Origin of the sequence: Corynebacterium sp. NML180780 (assembly GCF_007786415.1) — a bacterium.
Classification (GTDB): Bacteria; Actinomycetota; Actinomycetes; order Mycobacteriales; family Mycobacteriaceae; genus Corynebacterium; species Corynebacterium gottingense.
The window spans coordinates 45,098-63,399 of record NZ_VNKN01000008.1 but is presented as its reverse complement, the minus strand read 5'-3'; the positions used below and the strand labels follow the sequence as shown (position 1 = coordinate 63,399).

8 protein-coding genes and 4 tRNA genes are annotated in these 18,302 nt (G+C 64.2%); 7 read left to right on the top strand and 5 right to left on the bottom strand.

Annotated elements, in window-relative coordinates; translation table 11 throughout:
* Positions 1 to 7: 7 nt before the first annotated feature.
* Positions 8 to 856: an ABC transporter permease gene (locus FPP74_RS06860; protein ID WP_205691161.1), complete on the bottom strand. Its 849-nt coding sequence runs from the start codon at positions 854 to 856 to the stop codon at positions 8 to 10.
* Between the two features lie 168 nt (positions 857 to 1,024).
* Here FPP74_RS06860 and FPP74_RS06855 point away from each other — a divergent pair, with 168 nt between their 5' ends.
* Positions 1,025 to 2,236, top strand: coding sequence for an aminotransferase class V-fold PLP-dependent enzyme (locus FPP74_RS06855; RefSeq protein ID WP_144717640.1), 1,212 nt, complete (start codon positions 1,025 to 1,027; stop codon positions 2,234 to 2,236).
* Between the two features lie 15 nt (positions 2,237 to 2,251).
* Here the strand turns inward: FPP74_RS06855 and FPP74_RS06850 are convergent, their stop codons facing one another.
* A complete protein-coding gene (locus tag FPP74_RS06850; protein WP_144717638.1) occupies positions 2,252 to 3,214 on the bottom strand; it encodes an NAD(P)H-quinone oxidoreductase in 963 nt (320 codons plus the stop codon).
* A gap of 54 nt (positions 3,215 to 3,268) precedes the next feature.
* On the opposite strand from FPP74_RS06850, the gene FPP74_RS06845 reads away from it, so the two are divergent.
* A tRNA-Ser gene (locus FPP74_RS06845) sits at positions 3,269 to 3,356 on the top strand.
* 6 nt (positions 3,357 to 3,362) lie between these two features.
* On the opposite strand, the gene FPP74_RS06840 is transcribed toward FPP74_RS06845, so the two are convergent.
* Together FPP74_RS06840 and FPP74_RS06835 are read right to left on the bottom strand one after the other, a co-directional pair.
* A complete protein-coding gene (locus FPP74_RS06840) occupies positions 3,363 to 4,496 on the bottom strand; it encodes an aminotransferase class V-fold PLP-dependent enzyme (protein ID WP_144717636.1) in 1,134 nt (377 codons plus the stop codon).
* A gap of 47 nt (positions 4,497 to 4,543) precedes the next feature.
* Complete coding sequence (locus FPP74_RS06835; protein ID WP_095275251.1) at positions 4,544 to 4,960, bottom strand: hypothetical protein; 417 nt, start codon at positions 4,958 to 4,960, stop codon at positions 4,544 to 4,546.
* Between the two features lie 83 nt (positions 4,961 to 5,043).
* Here FPP74_RS06835 and FPP74_RS06830 point away from each other — a divergent pair.
* Both FPP74_RS06830 and FPP74_RS06825 read left to right on the top strand, forming a co-directional pair.
* A tRNA-Ser gene (locus FPP74_RS06830) sits at positions 5,044 to 5,135 on the top strand.
* Positions 5,136 to 5,137: 2 nt separating this feature from the next.
* Positions 5,138 to 5,213, top strand: a tRNA-Arg gene (locus FPP74_RS06825).
* Between the two features lie 45 nt (positions 5,214 to 5,258).
* On the opposite strand, the gene FPP74_RS06820 is transcribed toward FPP74_RS06825, so the two are convergent.
* Positions 5,259 to 7,415, bottom strand: coding sequence for a hypothetical protein (locus tag FPP74_RS06820; RefSeq protein ID WP_144717634.1), 2,157 nt, complete (start codon positions 7,413 to 7,415; stop codon positions 5,259 to 5,261).
* Positions 7,416 to 7,691: 276 nt separating this feature from the next.
* On the opposite strand from FPP74_RS06820, the gene FPP74_RS06815 reads away from it, so the two are divergent.
* The 3 genes from FPP74_RS06815 to FPP74_RS06805 all read left to right on the top strand — a co-directional run bounded on the left by FPP74_RS06815 (position 7,692) and on the right by FPP74_RS06805 (position 18,278).
* A tRNA-Arg gene (locus FPP74_RS06815) sits at positions 7,692 to 7,764 on the top strand.
* 1,030 nt (positions 7,765 to 8,794) lie between these two features.
* Complete coding sequence (locus tag FPP74_RS06810) at positions 8,795 to 15,685, top strand: carboxypeptidase regulatory-like domain-containing protein (protein WP_186439403.1); 6,891 nt, start codon at positions 8,795 to 8,797, stop codon at positions 15,683 to 15,685.
* Positions 15,686 to 15,854: 169 nt separating this feature from the next.
* Positions 15,855 to 18,278 (top strand): LPXTG cell wall anchor domain-containing protein, encoded by a 2,424-nt coding sequence (locus FPP74_RS06805; protein WP_144717630.1) that lies wholly within the window; start codon positions 15,855 to 15,857, stop codon positions 18,276 to 18,278.
* The last annotated feature ends 24 nt before the right edge of the window (positions 18,279 to 18,302 follow it).

Below are 18,302 nucleotides of genomic sequence, written 5' to 3'. Positions count from 1 at the left end.
ACCCGAGTTAGACCCAGTACGGCACGCGGAAGCGCATCTGGCGCATGGCCAGCAGGGTGATGAGCAGGCCGACGACGGTGCAGATGGCCACGATGCCCCAGTGGTAGGCGTCGACAGGCTGGTTGATCATGGGGGCGCGGACGATCTCCAGGTAGTGGTAGAGCGGGTTGATCTCCGCGAGCAGCGCGCGCTGGGCCACCTCGCCGCCCTGCTCCTTGAGCGTCTGCGTGGTCCACACGATCGGGGTGACGTAGAAGAGCAGCTGCACGAGCGCCTCGAGCAGCGGGGCGACATCGCGGAAGCGGGTGGCGATGATGCCGAAGAGCATGGTCACCCACACGCCGTTGAGCACGAGCAGGAGCAGCGCGGGGATGGCCAGCAGTGTCTGCCAGGTCAGCGGGATGCGGAAGATGATGACCAGTAGCACCCAGATGACAATGTTGTGCGCGAAGAAGAGCAACTGGCGCCACACCAGGCGGTACACGTGCACCGACAGGGCGGAGGGCAGCTGCTTGATCAGGCCCTCGTTCTCAATGAAGACGTTGGCGCCGTCCTTAATGCAGCCGGAGATGAACCCCCAGACGATGAAACCGACGGTGACGTGCGGGAGGAACTCGCGCACGTCGATTTGAAACAGCATGGAGTACAGCAGGCCGAGGGCGAGCGCCATGACGCCGGTGGCGATGGTGATCCATAGCGGGCCGAGCGTGGAGCGTCGGTACCGCTGCTTGATGTCCTGCCACCCGAGCTGCAGCCAGAGCTCGTATTGGCTCCAGCCGCGCACGAGGTCGCGGAAGGACATCCCCATCGTCTTGGACTTGGACGGCGGGGTTTCGTGGTCTGCGTCGCTGGTCATGCGCGTGACGTCCGCGCGGAGTTGTTCAAAGTCCTGCACCTTACTCACCCTAGCGTTAAGAGCGCGCTTTGCAGGATTTTGCCCCGGAGCAGGCAGTGTGCGCGGTAGGGGTGGAACGGGCATAATTGGTTCCGATCTCAACCACTGGAGCGAAGTAAGGGGTGTGGCATGGCGTTCGATGTCGCCAGTATTCGTGGTCTGTACACCTCGCTTGGCGACGGATGGACGTACCTCAACGCCCACGACGCGCCCCAAATCCCGGAGCGTGTTTCCGCGGCGGTGTCGCGCTCGTTCCGCCTCTCCGCGTCAGTGGCCCTGCCGGAGCCGGGGGCGGGCACCCACTCGCGCGAGCAGCTGGGCCGCCCGGAGGGCGAGTCGTACGTGCAGCAGGCGCGTTCCGCGGTGGCGGACCTGGTCGGCGCTGCCCCCGGGCGCGTGGTGCTCGGCCCGAGCCTGCCCGCGCTCTACGCGTCGCTGGCGGTGGCGCTGAAGCCGCTGTTCCGCCGCGATTCCTCCCTGGTGCTCAACGGGGTGGACCGCCCCGAGCTCACCGGAGCCCTGGCCCGCATTGACGCCCCCACGAAGTACGCGCAGGCAGACCTTGCCACGGGCGACCTGCCCGCCTGGCAGTTCGGCGACCTGGTGGACGGCGCGACCCGCCTCGTCTCCGTCCCCGCGGCGCACGCGGAGCTGGGCACCATCATCGGCGTCGGCGACGTCGTCGAGCGGGTGCGGGAGCGCTCGAGGGCTTGGGTGCTTGTCGACGTCTCCGCGTACGCCCCCTACAAACCGATCACCTTCGACGCGTGGGGTGCGGACATCCTGGCGATCGACCTCGCCGAGCTCGGCGGGCCGCAGCTGGGCGCCCTGGTCTTCCGCGACGAGGCCATGTTCGGCCGCCTCGACGCGTCCGCGCTGGACATGCGGGTGTCCACGGGGCTCGCCGGCGGCGTGCCCGCGGTGGTGGAGCACTACGCCTCCCTCGTGGAGGGCGCGCAGGGCCGCCCGACCCGCCGCAACCGGCTCACGCACTCGATGGGGGAGACCGCCACCTACTTCAAACGGCTGCGCGATGACCTGGACACGTTCCTGGGGACGCTGCCCGCGGTCCACATCGTCGGCGTCTCGGGCGAGGCGGCGGAGGATGCGGCGATTGAGCGCATTCCCCGGCTGATGTTTGGGGTGCGGGGCGTGCCGTCGACAATGGTGCACCAGCGTCTCTTCGCCCACGGTATCGTCTCCACCTTGGCGCGGCCGAGCCAGCTTATCAGCGACATGGGCGTCGCCGAGATGGGCGGTGCCGTCACCGTCGGACTCGCGCCCTTCAACACTGAGACCGACATCGAGCAGCTCATCCGCACCGTCGCGTCGCTGGCGTAACTTTTCGCCGAAAAGTTACTCACCCACCGTGAGCACGACCTTTCCGGTGTGAGCGCCGGAATCGAGGTACTCGTGCGCGGCGGCGGCGCGGGCAAGCGGAAACGTCTTGGTCACGTTGGGGGCGATCTGGCCGGACTCGATGAGCGGCCACACGTGCTTTACGGTGTCTTCCACAATCCGTGCCTTCATCGGGCGCGGCCGGGCGCGCAGGGTGGTGGCGTGCACCGACTGGCGCCGCGGCATCATCCGGCCCAGCGACAGCGTGCCCTTCGCGCCTCCCTGCAGTGCGATGACGACGAGTCGGCCGTCCACGGCCAGCGACTTGATGTTCGCCTCCAGGTACTCGCCGCCCACCACGTCCAGGATGATGTCGGCCCAACCCTTGAGCTCCTCCTCGAAGCGCTGCGTGCGGTAGTTGATGCAGATGTCGGCGCCCAGCTCGCGGCAGTAGGCGAGCTTCTCGTCGCTGCCCGCCGTGACGGCGACCTCCGCGCCCAGCGCCTTGCACAGCTGGATGGCAAAGGAGCCGATGCCGCCGGCGCCGCCGTGGATGAGCACCTTGTCGCCCGCTTGCAGGCCGGCGACCATGCCCAGGTTGGACCACACGGTGCAGGCGGCCTCCACCACGGCGGCGGTCTCCACCAGGCTCAGGTTGGATGGTCTGGGCGTGAGCTGGCCCTCAGGGACCGCTACGTACTCGGCGTAGCCACCCCCAGCCAGCAGGCAGCCGACCTCCTCGCCCTTCGTGCGGCCGGTGGTGCCGGGGTCCACGATCACGCCGGCGCACTCCAGGCCGATGGTGTCCGGTTCGCCCTTCGGCGGCGGGTAGTTGCCCTGCGCCTGGACAAGGTCGGCGCGGTTGACGCCGGCGGCGGTGACGCGGACGAGCACGCAGCCGTGATCAAGTGCGGGCTCGGGCGCGTCGGCAAGAGCGAGGGAGCGGGGATTGTCGGGGTCAGTGAGTGCGATTGCTTTCATGCCCACCCAGGATAACGGAGTCGGTGGGGCCATACTGTAAGCTTTTCACCCGTTGGAGACGTGGCAGAGCGGCCGAATGCACCGGTCTTGAAAACCGGCGAGGGTCACACCTCCAGGGGTTCAAATCCCCTCGTCTCCGCCAAATGTTTTACAGGGCGTCCAGCACGTCGATGAAGCGCTGGGCCGCCGCCTGCGGGTCCTCCCACTTGTCCAGGCCGAAGAGGCCGATGCGGAAGGTGGAGAAGCCGTCGCCTTCGCCAATCTGCAGCGGCACGCCGGACGCAATCTGCAGGCCCTTGGGCTTAAACGCGGCGCCGGATTGCTGCTCCGGGTTCTGCGCGTAGAGCACGACCACGCCGTTGGACTCGAAGCCGTCCGCGGCCACGGAGCGGAAACCGCGCTCGTAGGCGGCCTCGCGGACGAGTCGACCCAGCGTCTCCTGATTCTGCGCGAGCACGCCCAGTCCCACCTTGGCGGATTCGCGCATGATCTCCAGGTTGTGCAGGATCGTGTCCGTGGGCAGGGTGGAATGGTAGCCGGCCTTGCCGTCGCGATAGCCGTCGAAAATGCCCAGCCACTTCTTCAGATCCAGGGTGAACGAGGTCGACTCGCTGGCCAGCACCGCCTCGCGGCCCTTCGGGGAGAGCAGGACGTAGCCGGTGGCGGGTGAGCCCGACCACGACTTCTGCGGCGCGGAAACCAGCACGTCGATGCCCTGGGTCTCCATGTTGGGGAAGTCTGCGCCCGCCGCGATGCAGTCCAGCACGAACAGCGCGCCGTTGTCCTTGGCAATCTCGCCCAGGCCCGCGATGTAGTCGTCCGGCAGGGTCAGCCCCGCCGCGGTCTCGGTGTGGGCGGTCACGATGACGTCGGGCTGGTGCTTCTCGACGATGCCCCGCACCTCCTCCAGCGCCGGCGGCGCGAATGAGGGCTGCGGCTCCTGGCTGGTCGACTGCGCGTTGAGCACGCGGACGGAGCCCGGGTCCGTGATCTGGCCGGACTCGATGATCTGGCTCCAGCGGTACGTAAAGAGGCCGGAGCGCAGGATGAGCACCTTCTTGCCCGTGAACAGTTGTCGCGCCACCGCCTCCATCGCGGCGGTGCCGCCGCCCGGGACGAGCGCGGCGGAGTCGGCGCCGTAGGTGGAGGTCAGCAGCGTGAGCATCTCCTGCGTAGCGGAGATGAACTTCTGCGACATGTGGTTCAGGGAGCGGTCGGTGAAGACGACCGAGTACTCGAGCAGGCCGTCAGCGTCGATGTCGGGGCGAGGAAGTTGAGTCATGCCCCACAGCGTAGCTGGAAGTGTGTCGTGGGATACCCGTTTTGGGTCTAGGTCTCCGGGAAAAGCTCCGGGGTGGTGTGGAACTGGATTCGGTCCGCGCCGAGCAAGTCTTTCGCGCGCTTTACGGTCGCGCGGTCCGCACCGGCGATGACGGCGACATCCTTCAGCGAGAGCGCGGCAGAGGGGGCAACGGAGGCGTCGCCCGGGTGGCGCGGGTCCACGTCCGCAAGTTCCGCGCCCGCGATTTCACCGAGCGGGACGCCGAGGAGGACGGTGGAGGTGGAGAGGCGCTCGGGGGTGGCGTGTTTGGGGGAGAGGAACAAGGGGGCGTCGATAAGCATCTGTTCCGAAACGGCGTCGATGTCCGTGATGGCCCAGACGATCCAGTCGGAGCGGTTGGCGGCGGCGGGGCCGAGGTCACCGCGGGTGGCGACGCCGGCGAGAAGGTCCGAGTTGAGTTTCATGCGCACCACTATACGGATTGGCGGCGCGGTTAGGCAGCGCATTTGGTTGTGTGGCTGCGTGTGGGTAGGATGGGCAAAGGCCTGGAGACGTGCCAGAGCGGCCGAATGGGGCTCCCTGCTAAGGAGTTGCCCTCTTTGCGGAGGGCCGCAGGTTCAAATCCTGTCGTCTCCGCCACCGCGCCCGTAGCTCAACGGATAGAGCATCTGACTACGGATCAGAAGGTTGGGGGTTCGAATCCCTCCGGGCGCACCAAGAAAAACCCCAGCTCAGAGAGCTGGGGTTTCGTGCTTTCCGCTCCTAGTCGGTCTTCACCACCGGTGCGACCGTGGAGGTCGTGGACGGGGTTTCGCCGGAGCCGGAGGAACCGACGGTGATGTCCACATCGCGGACGCTCGGGACGCAGGTGCGTGCGCCGACGATGGCGAGGACGGCGGTAGCCAGGCCGATCACGCCAGCGCCGGCGGCGGTGAGCGCCTCGGGCTGGACGCCGAAGTTACGTGCGGCGTCATTGAGCGTGCGGGTCAGCTGGGCGCCGACGGACTCGAGGCCGGGCACCGTCAGTTGGGTTGCCAGCGCGAGCGGGATGATCGCCAGGATCGGCACCGCCAGGCCGGCGAGGGTCGCCGCGCAGCGCGGGTCGGAGGAGCCGCCCTCGACGCCCACGTTTGCGCCAACCTCCGGGCCCTCGCCCTCCTGGCCGAACGCGGAGGAGCCGCCGCCGGAAGACGCCGGAATGCCGTCCACCTTGCCGTTGTCCGTGACCTTCACATCGGGGTTGCCGTTGTCCGTGACATTGACGTCCGCCTTGGCATTGTCGGTGACCTTCACATCCGCCTTGGCGTTGTCGGAAATCTTCACGTCTGGGTTGCCGTTGTTGTTGGCGTTGTCCTTGATCTCTGCCTTGGCGTTGTCTGTGACCTTGACGTCGACGGTGGCCTTGGCATTGTCGGAGATTTTCACGTCCGGGTTGCCGTTGTTGTTGGCGTTGTCGGTGACCTTGACGTCGACGGTTGCCTTGGCATTGTCGGAGATCTTCACATCCGGGTTGCCGTTGTTGGACAGGTTGTCGTGCGGGTTGGCGTTGTCCGTGATCACCACGGTCGCCTTGGCGTTGTCCTTGATGTCCGCCTTGGCGTTGTCGGAGATTTTCACGTCCGGGTTGCCGTTGTTGGACAGGTTGTCGTGCGGGTTGGCGTTGTCCGTGATCACTACGGTCGCCTTGGCGTTGTCCTTGATGTCCGCCTTGGCGTTGTCGGAGATCTTGACGTCCGGGTTGCCGTTGTTAGACAGGTTGTCGTGCGGGTTGGCGTTGTCCGTGATCACCACGGTGGCCTTGGCGTTGTCCGTGATCACCGGGTTGCCGTTGTTGGACAGGTTGTCCTTGATCTCGGCCTTGGCGTTGTCCGTGATCACCGGGTTGCCGTTGTTGGACAGGTTGTCCTTGATCTCGGCCTTGGCGTTGTCCGTGATCACCGGGTTGCCGTTGTTGGACAGGTTGTCCTTGATCTCGGCCTTCGCGTTGTCCGTGATGACCACGCTCGGGTTGCCGTTGTTGGACGCGATGTTGATGTTCACACCGCCGCCCTTGCCGTCCCCGGAGCCAGAGCCGGAGCCCGTGCCAGAACCCGAGCCGCCACCGGTCAGGCCGCCGAGCAGCCCGCCACCGGTTGCGCCGCCAACGATGCCGCCGAGGATCTTGCCAAGCACATCACCGGCGATGCCGGCGACCTCGCCACTCGAGGTCTGCGGGTTGGACGCGTTGATCTTCAGCGTGCGCTTCACGGTAGTGGTGCCGTCGGAGAACTCGACCGGCAGGTCTTGCGTGCCCGCAACGAAGTTGCTCGGCGCGGTGATCAGGACCTTTCCGTCCTTGGTGGACACGCCCCACAACGGCTTGCCCGTACCCTTCTTCACGGTCACGCCCTCGGGCAGTGTGATCTCGTCGACGGTCTTGGAAAGTTTGCCCTCAAAGTCCACGTCGTAGGGGCTGCCCAAGTCCGGCAGGTCCGCCACCCACGCCGCATCGTTCTTGGACACGTTGACCTTGAGCGTCACGTTCCGCTGTTCCTCGCCCGGCAGCGTCACCTTCGCGGGGATGCTCTGCAGTCCGTCCCTGAACGCGACGTCGCTCTGCGGGCGGGTCAGTTCAACGGAGCCGTCCTCGTTTGCAGCCAGCTTCCAGTTGAACAGTGTCGCTGCCGCGGCCTCGATTGTCGAGCCCTCCGGCAGCACAAGGCCCTCGACGGTCGCGGGCTCATTGCCGGCAAAGTTCGCGTCGTATTCCTTCTCCCAATCCACGGCGCTGTCCGGAACGCTCGTGGCGGAGGTCGCAGTCGTTTCGGTGGTCGTGGTGTCCTGCGCGTAGCCGTTCGGCACGACGATGGATGGCGCGGTCAGCGCGAGGGACAGGGCGCTCGCGGCGACGAGCGCGCGGCGGCGCGGAGTGTGGGCCATGGAGGTTCCTTTACGGTTGGGTGGGCACGTGCGTGCCCTGAGCTGGCAAGAGTTGGACAGAGTTGCAAGTACCTTAATATTTCTAGCACCTTACTGCCTGCGCGTATAGCGTTCCGTACATTCGCGTCGACCTTCTACATACATTCGGGGGCTATTGCTTATCGACGCCCCACCGCCCCTCACGTTCCATCAACTCCCCCATTCACCTGGCGTTTTGGCGCTTTGCGAGCAACGGTGTAACGTATCTCTTCGTTGTCAGAGAGAATCTGACAGGACGCGCCCGTAGCTCAACGGATAGAGCATCTGACTACGGATCAGAAGGTTGGGGGTTCGAATCCCTCCGGGCGCACAGCACAAACCCCGCTCCGGCGGGGTTTTCTTCTACCCGGTCAGGCGGGTGGAAACGCGGGGTGTTAAAGGGCGAGGGCACGCACTTATGCAGGTCAAGACTCAGTAAATATTGCATGAGTGAATCTTAAGTGTATCCTTAGGCGTAAAAGTTGGCATACGCCTGTCTACGGCATTATTGTCAATAGAGATTAAATGGAGAGTTTTCCCAGCTCTCGTAAAGGCCTCAAGTACTTACTCACGTATTGGAGAGAACTATGCGCGGAAACAATAAGCCTGCACGCGGGCTGTTTTCCGGAATGAAAAGGACCGTCGTTGCCTCGGCGACGGCCCTTTCGCTTGCCATCGGCGGCATGGCCGTCCCGGCGATCCCGACCCCCGCGGGAGACAGCCTGTTGCCGACGGCTTCGGCGCAGTGGACTGACGCTGACGTGCCCGATCTCGTAGATCCTTTGAAGGAATTGAACAAAACGCAAACTAAAGGGGTCGCGGGAAACACCTCTGCGTCTTTCGAAAATGCGGACCCTCTCACAAATTACGGAGAGAATTGGGCTCAGGCCCCAGAAGTATTGCGTGAGCTTTCTCAAAATGGGCAGACCGGGTATCGAGTTGAGATACTTGGAAGGGACGATAAAGAAATCCGTTTGCACGGCGTTGAGCTTTACGGCCCGTTAGAACTAAAAAGGGACGAATACAAAAGGGATTACTACGGGCCAGAGCAACAGAGTCGCGCCTTTGAGGAGGGGGAATACTACGTCTGGGTTGATGAGGCTCGCGCAGGCGAATATCGCGTCCTAGGCGACGGCCAAGATCGCGTGTTCAAGGTGAAGGCGACCGCCACGCAAGACGAGGAATATGGCGCCGAAGGTTACGGCAACGGGTTGCGGCTTGAATTTCCGAGGGAGTTGACGATCCCGAAGAGCGGTGGCGGTTCAAACGTTAGGCTAAACATATTCGGCCCGGGCTTAGGCGGTCCGGAGCTTAAGCGACTGAACAATTATGTTAAGCATGTGACAGAGCCTCAACGAGCTGTGATTAACGGCGTTGTCAAGGGTGCACCTGCCGACGGCGCGCCTGTGCTTGTCAATGGTGAGCAAAAGGGCACTGTTCAGGATGGCAAATTCTCCATCGACGACCTCGCTGCAGGCTCGTATGAGGTAAAGATCGGTGCGACCGAAACAACCGAGGAATCTGCGGCCCAGAACATCTCCGTGAGCGCTGGGGAGTCCCCGACTCGGGAATTCACCGTCAACGCGAAGACCGGCACCGTTTCGGGTACGGTGACGGCGCCGACGAGCTTTACCGATACCGCAAAGGTCGAGCTCCTGGACCAGGACGGTAACCCGGTCGGTCAGCCGCAGAAAGTTGGTCGCGGGAAGTTTGATTACGAGTTCAATGACGTGCCGGTGGGCGAGTACTCCGTGAAGGTTTCCCCGCAGGTTGACGGGTTTTACGGCGAAAAGAAGGGCCCATTCAACCTTGGGCACAACGCGAGCGTAACGCGTGACCTGACCATCAAGGCGAATGCCGCCACGATTCGCGGCAAGGTCGTCGATGAAAACGGAAACACTGTTAAGGATGCGACAGTGAAGCTTCGCGGGACCAACCATGAAGACACCACTGGCAGCGACGGCCTGTTCACGCTGTCGGGAATCACCGATCTCGACACTGCGAGCGGCGAGTACACGCTTGAGGTCGGTCAAACTGAGAAGACCGAAGCGGCTACGAAGACGGTCACCGTGAACGTCGGTAAGCCGACGAACGCCGGAGAGATTCAGGTCGAACTGCGTAAGGGCTCGGTGTCTGGCCGAGTCACCAATGAGGCTGGGGAAGCCGTCGACAATGCGACGGTACGCCTTGCCGGTGCTGGTCAGGAAGAGAAAGTCACGTCTACAGACGCTGATGGTAACTACACCTTCGGCGACGTAACTCCGGGTAAATACGACGTACGCGTCGAAAAGACGGCGAAGAACGGGGAGGGCGGTACCGGCGCTGTAGTGAGCCCGAACCAGGATGCCGAGGCAAACATTGAGGTCTCGCGGAACAAGGGGTCCGTCTCCGGCACCGCAAAATACGAAGGAACCAACGAAACTGCCTCTGACATCCCAGTCGTGCTTTACCGGGGTGCTGACGTTGTGAAGCGCACCAGTACTGGTGCGGACGGTACCTTCAATCTCTCTGGCCTGGACGCGGGAGATTATGACATTGAGTTCGAAGCAACCGAGTCCACGAAGAGCACGGGTAGGGGACACCTGACCGTTCCCGCAGGCGGCGGAAAGAACGTCAATGCGACTATTCCGTACAAGCCAACAACGATTGGTGGTCAGGTCAATTTGGACGGCCTTCCCCTTCGCGGCGTCGAGGTGACTGTCGAAGGTAACGGCGAAACTTTCACGACGGAGACCGATGCACGGGGTTTCTACGAGTTGCCGGATCTGAAACACGGCGACTACACGGCCTCGATCGCGGGGACCAATACCTACAAAGGTATTACCGTCGGCCCGGAGTACGCAGGCCCGGGCAAGACTCTTGATTTGAACCTCAGCGTGGTTTCCCTGCCTGGCACCATCACCGGCACGGTCGTTGATGACGCGGGTAACCCAGTTGAAGGCGCCGAGGTTTCCGCGGGCGGCAAGAAGGCCACGACGGACGCCGACGGCAAGTACACCATCCCCGGCGTTGTCCCTGGCAAGAAGACCGTGACCGTCAAAGACGGCGACAACTTCGCTGGAAACTCCACCGGCGTCACCGTGACCGTGAAGCCGAATGAAACCATCACGGCAGATGACATCACGGTGACCCGAGCAAACGGCTCCATTGTGGGCAAGATTGTCGACGACGCCGGTAACCCCGTCTCCCCGGATAACGTCACTGTGACGCGACCGGATGGAACGAGAGTCCCCGTATCGGTGGTAAACGGCGAGTTCGAGCTCAAGGATCAGAAGCCGGGTCAGTACAAGATCCAGGTCGGTAAGACGAAACTGACGAAGCCGTACACCGAAGAAAAGGTGAATGTAGAACCGAACAAGACGGCTACGCCCACGATCACGGTTGAGCGGTTTAACCCGGGGTACACGGTCACCGTGCTCAATGACCTCGGCGAACCCGTGGAAAATGCCGAGGTAATCCTTTCTCGCGACGGCCGGGAGCTCGAGCGCAAGCCGGCAGACGCGAATGGCAATGTTGATTTCCCGAACCAGGCCCCCGGAGTCGGCTACTCTGTCGCCGTTGTCCCAGGCGAGGACTATGTAAACGTCAAGGACAACAATCTGCCCGACCTGGTGGAGGACGCCAACGTCACCTGGAAGATCAGCGTGGCACCGCAGCCCGGGTCCGTTACCGGCACGATCACCGATGACGCGGGTAACGCGGTCACGGGAGCAACCGTTGTCATCGACGGTGAGCGTCGCGCCAAGGACGCGCCTGACGCCGAATTCAAGACCTCGACCACGACTGGCCAGGACGGTACCTACAAGTTCGCAAGCGTTCCCGCAGGTGAGTTCAGCGTTTCGGTGGTGCCTACCAACGCACGCAGCGGCGAACCCAAGGAAGTCACGGTGCGCCCCAACCGTCCGTCGACCGCAGACATTCAGCTCACCCGGGCGCCGGGCAACCTCGAGGGTGTAGTCACCAACGATGCTGGCGAATCTGTCAACGACGCTAAGGTGATCCTCAAGGACGCCGACGGCAACGAGGTGGCCACCGCACAGACGGACGCCAACGGCAAGTACCAGTTCAACGAGCAGAAGGCTGGCTCGTACACGGTTACCGTGGAGGCGGGTACCGCTCACGAGGCAAACTCCGTGGACGCGACCATTACCCCTGCGAACACTGAAGTTGCTGATGTCCAGGTCAAGCGCACCAACGGCTGGGCCGAGGGCACTGTAGTGGACGAAACCGGTGCACCGGTTGAAGGCGCAACCGTCACTATTGACGGCGCTGACACCTACACCACCGACGCGGACGGCAAGTTCACCACGGACAAGTTGAACCCGGGCCCGCACGAGGCGACCGTTGCAAAGACTGATGAGCACGGCGGTTACGTCAGGGGCTTCGAAGTTAACCCAGGTGTGAAGACCGACGTCGCCCTGACGGTGAACCGTGCGACGGACACCGTCAATGGCTTCGTGAAGGATGACAGCGGCAAGCCGATCGAGGATGTGGACGTTGTGATCCAACGCGGCGGGCAGACCGTCGACACCGTCAAGGCCGATAGCGATGGCCTGTTCTCCATGGACTCCGTGACGCCGGGCGACTACACCGCGGTTGTTGCGGGCACCGACGAATACAAGGAAGGCAAGACTGCCTTCACCGTTGTCGCCGGTACCCACACCGACCCGGTTGAGATCGAGGTGCAGCGTAATCCTGGTTCGGTCGATGGCTCCGTGAAGGACTCCACTGGTCAGCCGCTGGAAAACATCAGTCTGATGCTGACCCGCGGCGATGAAGAGCGCAACGCGGCAACCGCAAAGAACGGCTCCTTCAACTTCGATGGTGTTCCTGCAGGTCAGTGGACACTCAGCGTCGACGCACCGAAGACCTACAAGAAGGTCTCCAACATCGTGGTGGACGTCCCGGCGAACGGGAAGGTCACTAAGGACATCACGTTGACGTCGACAATCGGCTCCGTGCACGGCGTGGTCACGGGCGCGAAGAACGCGCCGATTGAGGGCGCGACCGTGACCATCACAAACGTTGAGAACGGCGCAAGCTACGAATCCACCACCGACAAGGACGGTAATTACTCGCGCGGCGACCTGTCTGTTGGCCAGTACCGCATCGAGGTCCGTGCGGCGAACTACGACTCGCCCGAGGCGCAGGTAGTGGACGTCACGCCGAGCGCGAACGTACAGAAGGACTTCCAGCTGGAGAAGACGCCGGACGCCCCGCAGACGGGTACCGTCAAGGGCTCCGTGCGTGACACCGACGGCAACGCAATTGACGGCGAGGTCGCTGTCGTGCTGGAGAACGTGGACACCGGCGACGTCATCCCGGCAACGGTTGACGCCAACGGCGACTACACCGCGGCTGACGTGCCGGCCGGTAACTACAGGGCGAAGGCGAGCGCGAACGGGTACCGCCCGACCAGCGCGCCGAGCGTGACCGTCAACGTTGGCAAGACCAGCTCGGTCCAGGCGATCGAGATGGCGAAGGTCGCCGCCCAGGACGCCAAGGTGTCCGGCAAGGTCACCAACACGGCCGGCGACCCGATCGAGGGCGCTGTCGTGGAGATGGTTGATGACAACGACCCGGAGAAGTTCGTGGTGTTTGTCACCAACGAGAAGGGCGAGTTCTCCGGTGAGGCTGCCCTGGGCGCCTACACCGCGACCGTGTCCAAGGACGACGGCAACTACGTGGCCAAGAGCGGCCTGAAGTGGGACGTTACCGACGCCGACGGTCACTCCTTCAACGTCGTGCTCGACTCCAAGCCGAGCGATCACCCGAACAACACGGGTAACTTCGAGGGCGGCGTGCGTGACCAGGAGGGCAAGCCCGTCCCGGGCACCACGGCCACGGTCCGTCACCCGGACGGTTCCACCTCGGAGCTGGAGATTGACCCCACGACCGGTGACTTCACGTCGGACGACCTGGAGCCGGGCGACTACGTTGTCGTTGTGGATCCCGCCGACGGCCACCGCACCCCGCGCTACACCGAGGTGACGGTCAAGGACGGCGAGAAGGTGACGGTGCCGCGCATCATCACCCCGACGACCAAGAAACCGATCAAGGTGGACAAGGGCGAGCCCGGCACCATCAACGGCTGGCTCGTTGATGACCTGAACGAGCAGATCCCGGGTGCCAAGGTCATTGTGAAGGGCAAGGGCACGGATGCCGACGGCAACCCGACCGAGACCTTCCCGGCGGTGACCGTGGACAAGGACGGCCACTTCACCACCGACAAGCTGCCGGCCGGCGACTACGAGGTTGACCTCGAGCTGCCGGAGGGCTGGACCAAGCCGAAGGATTGGCCGAAGACGGTCAAGGTCACCGACGACAAGCCGGCGCACCAGGGCATTGTCAACGTCAAGGCACCGCGCTCTGAGATCAAGGGCCAGGTTGTCGACGGCGACGGCAAGCCGATCGACGGCGTGCTGGTCACAGTCACCGACTCCCACGGCGACACCAAGGAAGTTCCGGTGGACAAGAACGGCAACTACACCACGGATGTGGTGCCGGGCGACGCCATCGTGGAAATCTTCACGCCGGAGGGCGTGCAGAAGGTCGACCCGATGTACATCCCGGTCCGCCCGGGCAAGGACGTCGAGCTGCCGACGGTCAACCTGACCAAGAAGGTACTGAAGCTGGAGAAGCGCGTGCGCGGCTACGACGCCAACACGCCTGACGACGCTCCGGGCCTGCCCAACGACGAGGACCTTATCTACGGCTTCATCGTCACCAACGAGTCCGACGTGACGGTCCACGACATTGAGATCGAGGACCCGTTCGCGCAGGGTGCCATCAAGGCACCGAAGGGCTGGGACGGCACCCTGAAGCCGGGCGAGTACAAGGTGTTCTCCGCGGTCATGGCACCGCCGGTGGAGAAGGGCGCGTTTGCCAACATCGCGGTCGCGCGCGGTAAGGACGACCAGGACAAGATGGTCGCCTCCACGCCGAACGAGGCTTACGTGAAGTTCATGGACATGAACATGCAGAAGAAGGTCAACGCCCGCTTTGCTACTAACGCGGATGACCCGGTCCACATGGCCGCGGACGAAGATCTCTACTTCACCTACGAGGTGGTCAACACCGGTTCCATCCGTATGGAAAACGTGACCGTGAACGACACCATCTACGAAGGCGATGAGGAGAGCTTCGACCCGAAGCACCCGGGCAAGGGCACGCCGATGGAGATCATCCCGCCGAAGGGCTTCAACGGCACCCTGATGCCGGGCGAGCGCGTCGTGTTCAAGGGCGTGCTGCCTCCGCTGGCCAAGGGCAAGCGCCACCACAACGCGGCAGAAGCCGCGGGCCAGGCCCCCGAGCCGCCGAAGCGCGCGAAGCCTGTCGACGGCGAGCCGGACTACGGCGAGGACGTCTCCGGTCTCCTGGTGATCACGCCGAAGGAGAACGTGGAGGGCAACGCCCACATTGTGGTCGAGGAAGGCGCAGCACTGCCGGCCGTGACCAACGTTGATGGCAACATTTGGGTTGACATGAACGAGGATGGCAAGCGCGATGCCAAGGACACCAACTTCGGTGGCATGGACATCACGCTGCACTCCCTCGACGGCCTGCCGGACGTGAAGACCACCAGCGACAGTGACGGCACGTTCAACTTCGCCGCCGCGCCTGCTGGCAAGTACACGCTGCAGATGCGCAACCCGGGTGGCGTGATCCTCGCGGAGCCGCTGGACCCGGACAAGAACGAGAACGGCATCGGCGCTGCGCTGGAGTCGAAGGAGTTCGAGATCACCGGCGACGAGGAGAAGATGGACGTTGACGTCCGACTCCTCGACCGCCCGATCGAGTACACCGAGACGACCACCCCGGCACCCGAGCCGAAGGGCAGCTCGCTGGGCAAGTGCCTGGCGGACACCTCCTCGGTCTCCAACCCGGCCACCTGGCTGATCCCGATCGGCATCCTGATCGCGGCCATGGGCGGTGCGGCGGTCCTGTTCGAGGACGAGTTCAACGCAGCAGCGGCGCAGTTCAACCAGGCCATGCCGAGCCTGAACATCCAGCGCCCGGAGTGGATGAACGAGATCTCCCGCCAGCTGGCGCAGATCGACCCGGCCGTCCCGGCGGGCGTCCTCGCGGCAGGCATCATCGGCCTGGGCGCGCTCGCGCTCGGCCTGACCTACGCCTCCTGCCAGTCCGGCGGAGAGATGGGCAGCAGCACGGGTGACGCGAAGGGCTCCTCCTCCAAGAAGGAAGAGAAGACCCTCACCACGGCCGCTGAGCCGACCAAGGTCAACGCCTAACGCCAGGCACCACTGAGGCGAAAGCCCGTCGCGGAAACGCGGCGGGCTTTACGCTTATATACAGCTAAGAAACTGAGCGGCGCTGCGTATTGAGAACGCCTGCCAACACGGATACATTAGTAATGGTTTTTGGGCTGAGTGCGCCCGCAATAACGCTGAGAGGTACCACATGATTTTGAAGAAGCACACCGGCAAACTGAGCTGCGTCGCGCTCGCGGCAGCGGTCGCGGGCACGGTTGCCCTCACGCCCGTCGCGAGTGCGCAGGACCCGTCGCTCGCTGCGGGTCTGGCAGACCTCGCCTCGAAGGCGAACGAGGCGCTCCCCTCCGTGCAGGAAGCACCTGCCGGCACGGGCTCCTACCAGGCGCACTTCACCTCCGGCGGCTGGGCCTACACCGCACTCGCACTCAACCCGTTCAATGACCGGGTTTACGCGGTGTCGAAAGCCGAGCAGGGCAAGCCGGCCAACCACCTCCTGCGTATCCACCCCGTCACCGGTGAGGTGCTCGACATGGGGCCTTTGGCGCTTGACGACGCCACGTCGACCCCCACCATCACCTCCGCCGCCTTCACCCGCGCCGGTGACCTCGTGCTCAACACCGGCGACGCCATCCACACCCTGGACCTCTCACAGGATGCGGCAGGCAGCCCCCACGAAGGCGCCCTCACCTTTGATTTCCACGCACTGGAGCAGCGCGGCGAGACCGACGCGAAAGCACCGCACGCGTGGGGCTCCCTCGGGGGCGACGCAGATGCCAACACCCTCTACGCCGTGTCTACGGGCAAGGACCCCAAGACGAAGAAGGAGGTCCCCTTCCTGTGGACGCTCGACGTGCGCGAGGCCACCGTCAGCGCCGAGCCGCTCGCCGTGGCGAAGGGCGTCGACGCTGCCAAGGTGGGCGACCTGAACTACGCCTACACCAACCGCGCCGGCAACCTGGTCTTCGCGGACGACAAGGCCTCCACCGTCGAGGTGAAGGACGCGGCAACCAAGCCGCTGCTCATCGCCGCGACCACCGAGGGCACCCGCGTCACGGACAACTTCCTCAACCTGGCCAGCCTGCGCGCCGGCGCCTGGTACAAGCCGGTGACGGAGCCGCAGAAGCCGTCCGCAGAGCCGGCGACGCCCCGCGTCGCTACCGGTGTCCCGACGGAGCCGACCGTGAAGGCCGCCGAGCAGGCATCCCCGAGCGCGAAGGAGCCTGCTCCGGCGCCGGCCCCGGCCGTGCCTACGGAGGTGGCAGAAGTGTCGGAGCCGAGCTCGTCGGTAAGCACTGAAGCCCCGGCGCCCACCGCGGCCGAGGCGCGCGACGTGCTGGTGACCGTGATGGACGAGAACGCGCACGCGGTCGGTGACTACGAAGTGATTGTGGACGAGGACCCCTCGATCTACGCCAAGACTGACCGCGAGGGCCAGGCGCGCCTGTCGCTGCCCGAGGGCATGGGCGACGTGAAGGTCGCGGCTGGTGACGAGCTGTTCCCTGTCGCTGCGGGCGAGACCTCGCTGCGCGTGCAGTTCAACGCGGGCGAGGCAGATGGGACCGCGACTGACACCACCTCGAAGACCGCCCCGGTGACCACGACCACGACGACCGGGGCCGACCTCGAGGCGGCGAAGGTGAAGCTCACGCTGCTGGACGAGGACGACAAGCCGGTGAAGCGCGTGCATCTGGAGGACCGCAACGGCGACGATGCCGGGCGTACGAACAAAGACGGCGAGTTCACTGTCACGATTCCCGCCGGTAAGAAGAGCGTCCGCGTTCGGTTGGAGGAAGACGACGTCCCGAAGGGCTACAAGAACTCCTACTTCACCGTCGACCGCGACATGGATGGGGATGAAATCGTCCTGAAGAAGGACTCCAACTCTGCTGACGGCAAGTACCCGGAGAAGAACGCGCGCATCACCGTCGTGGACGAGGACGACAACCCGGTAGAGAGCGCCGTCCTGGTGTCGGGCGAGTCGATCCTCGGCGTCACCAATGCCAACGGCGTGGCCGACGTGGTGATCCCGTCCGGCGACGAGCGCTACGTGCGCATCACCCTGGATGAGGTCCCGGACGGCTACAGCAACAAGGAGCTCGTGTTCAGCCGCGAGAACAACTCCGGCGAGATCGTGCTGAAGAAGAAGGGGAGCACCACCTCCACCAAGTCCAAGCCGAAAGAGATCCTGGAGGTCATGGATGAGGTGAAGCCGCTGCTGGCCGGCATCCTCGGCCCGGTGGGCGCCGCAGCCGGCGCGCTGGGTGGCGGCAAGGCCCGCAGCAAGACGACGGGCACCAAGTCCACCGCCACTTCCACCACCGGTACGTCCACGGAGAGCACCAGCTACTCCCGCGCGAACCTTACCGGCGGCGTGTCCACCGGGCGCACCACCAGCGTGGAGCAGAAGCAGTCCGTGGTGAAGCGCACGGTGAGCAACAAGAAGTCCGGCTCCTCCAAGGACGATTCGGACGAGACCACCAAGTCCTCCAGCCGCGACGGCGATCTGGCGGAGACCGGTACGCCGATGACCACCGTTATCACCCTCGGCCTCCTGCTGCTCCTGGCCGGTGGCGCCTACATGTACATGGGCCGCCGCCGCGAGGGCGAATAGCACCGGACGCAGAGGCGAACCCCC

Excerpts from the sequence above, each read along its gene's own strand:
- FPP74_RS06860 (WP_205691161.1), bottom strand. The coding sequence starts at position 856 with ATGACCAGCGACGCAGACCACGAAACCCCGCCGTCCAAGTCCAAGACG.
- FPP74_RS06855 (WP_144717640.1), top strand. The coding sequence starts at position 1,025 with ATGGCGTTCGATGTCGCCAGTATTCGTGGTCTGTACACCTCGCTTGGC.
- FPP74_RS06850 (WP_144717638.1), bottom strand. The coding sequence starts at position 3,214 with ATGAAAGCAATCGCACTCACTGACCCCGACAATCCCCGCTCCCTCGCT.
- FPP74_RS06840 (WP_144717636.1), bottom strand. The coding sequence starts at position 4,496 with ATGACTCAACTTCCTCGCCCCGACATCGACGCTGACGGCCTGCTCGAG.
- FPP74_RS06835 (WP_095275251.1), bottom strand. The coding sequence starts at position 4,960 with ATGAAACTCAACTCGGACCTTCTCGCCGGCGTCGCCACCCGCGGTGAC.
- FPP74_RS06820 (WP_144717634.1), bottom strand. The coding sequence starts at position 7,415 with ATGGCCCACACTCCGCGCCGCCGCGCGCTCGTCGCCGCGAGCGCCCTG.
- FPP74_RS06805 (WP_144717630.1), top strand. The coding sequence starts at position 15,855 with ATGATTTTGAAGAAGCACACCGGCAAACTGAGCTGCGTCGCGCTCGCG.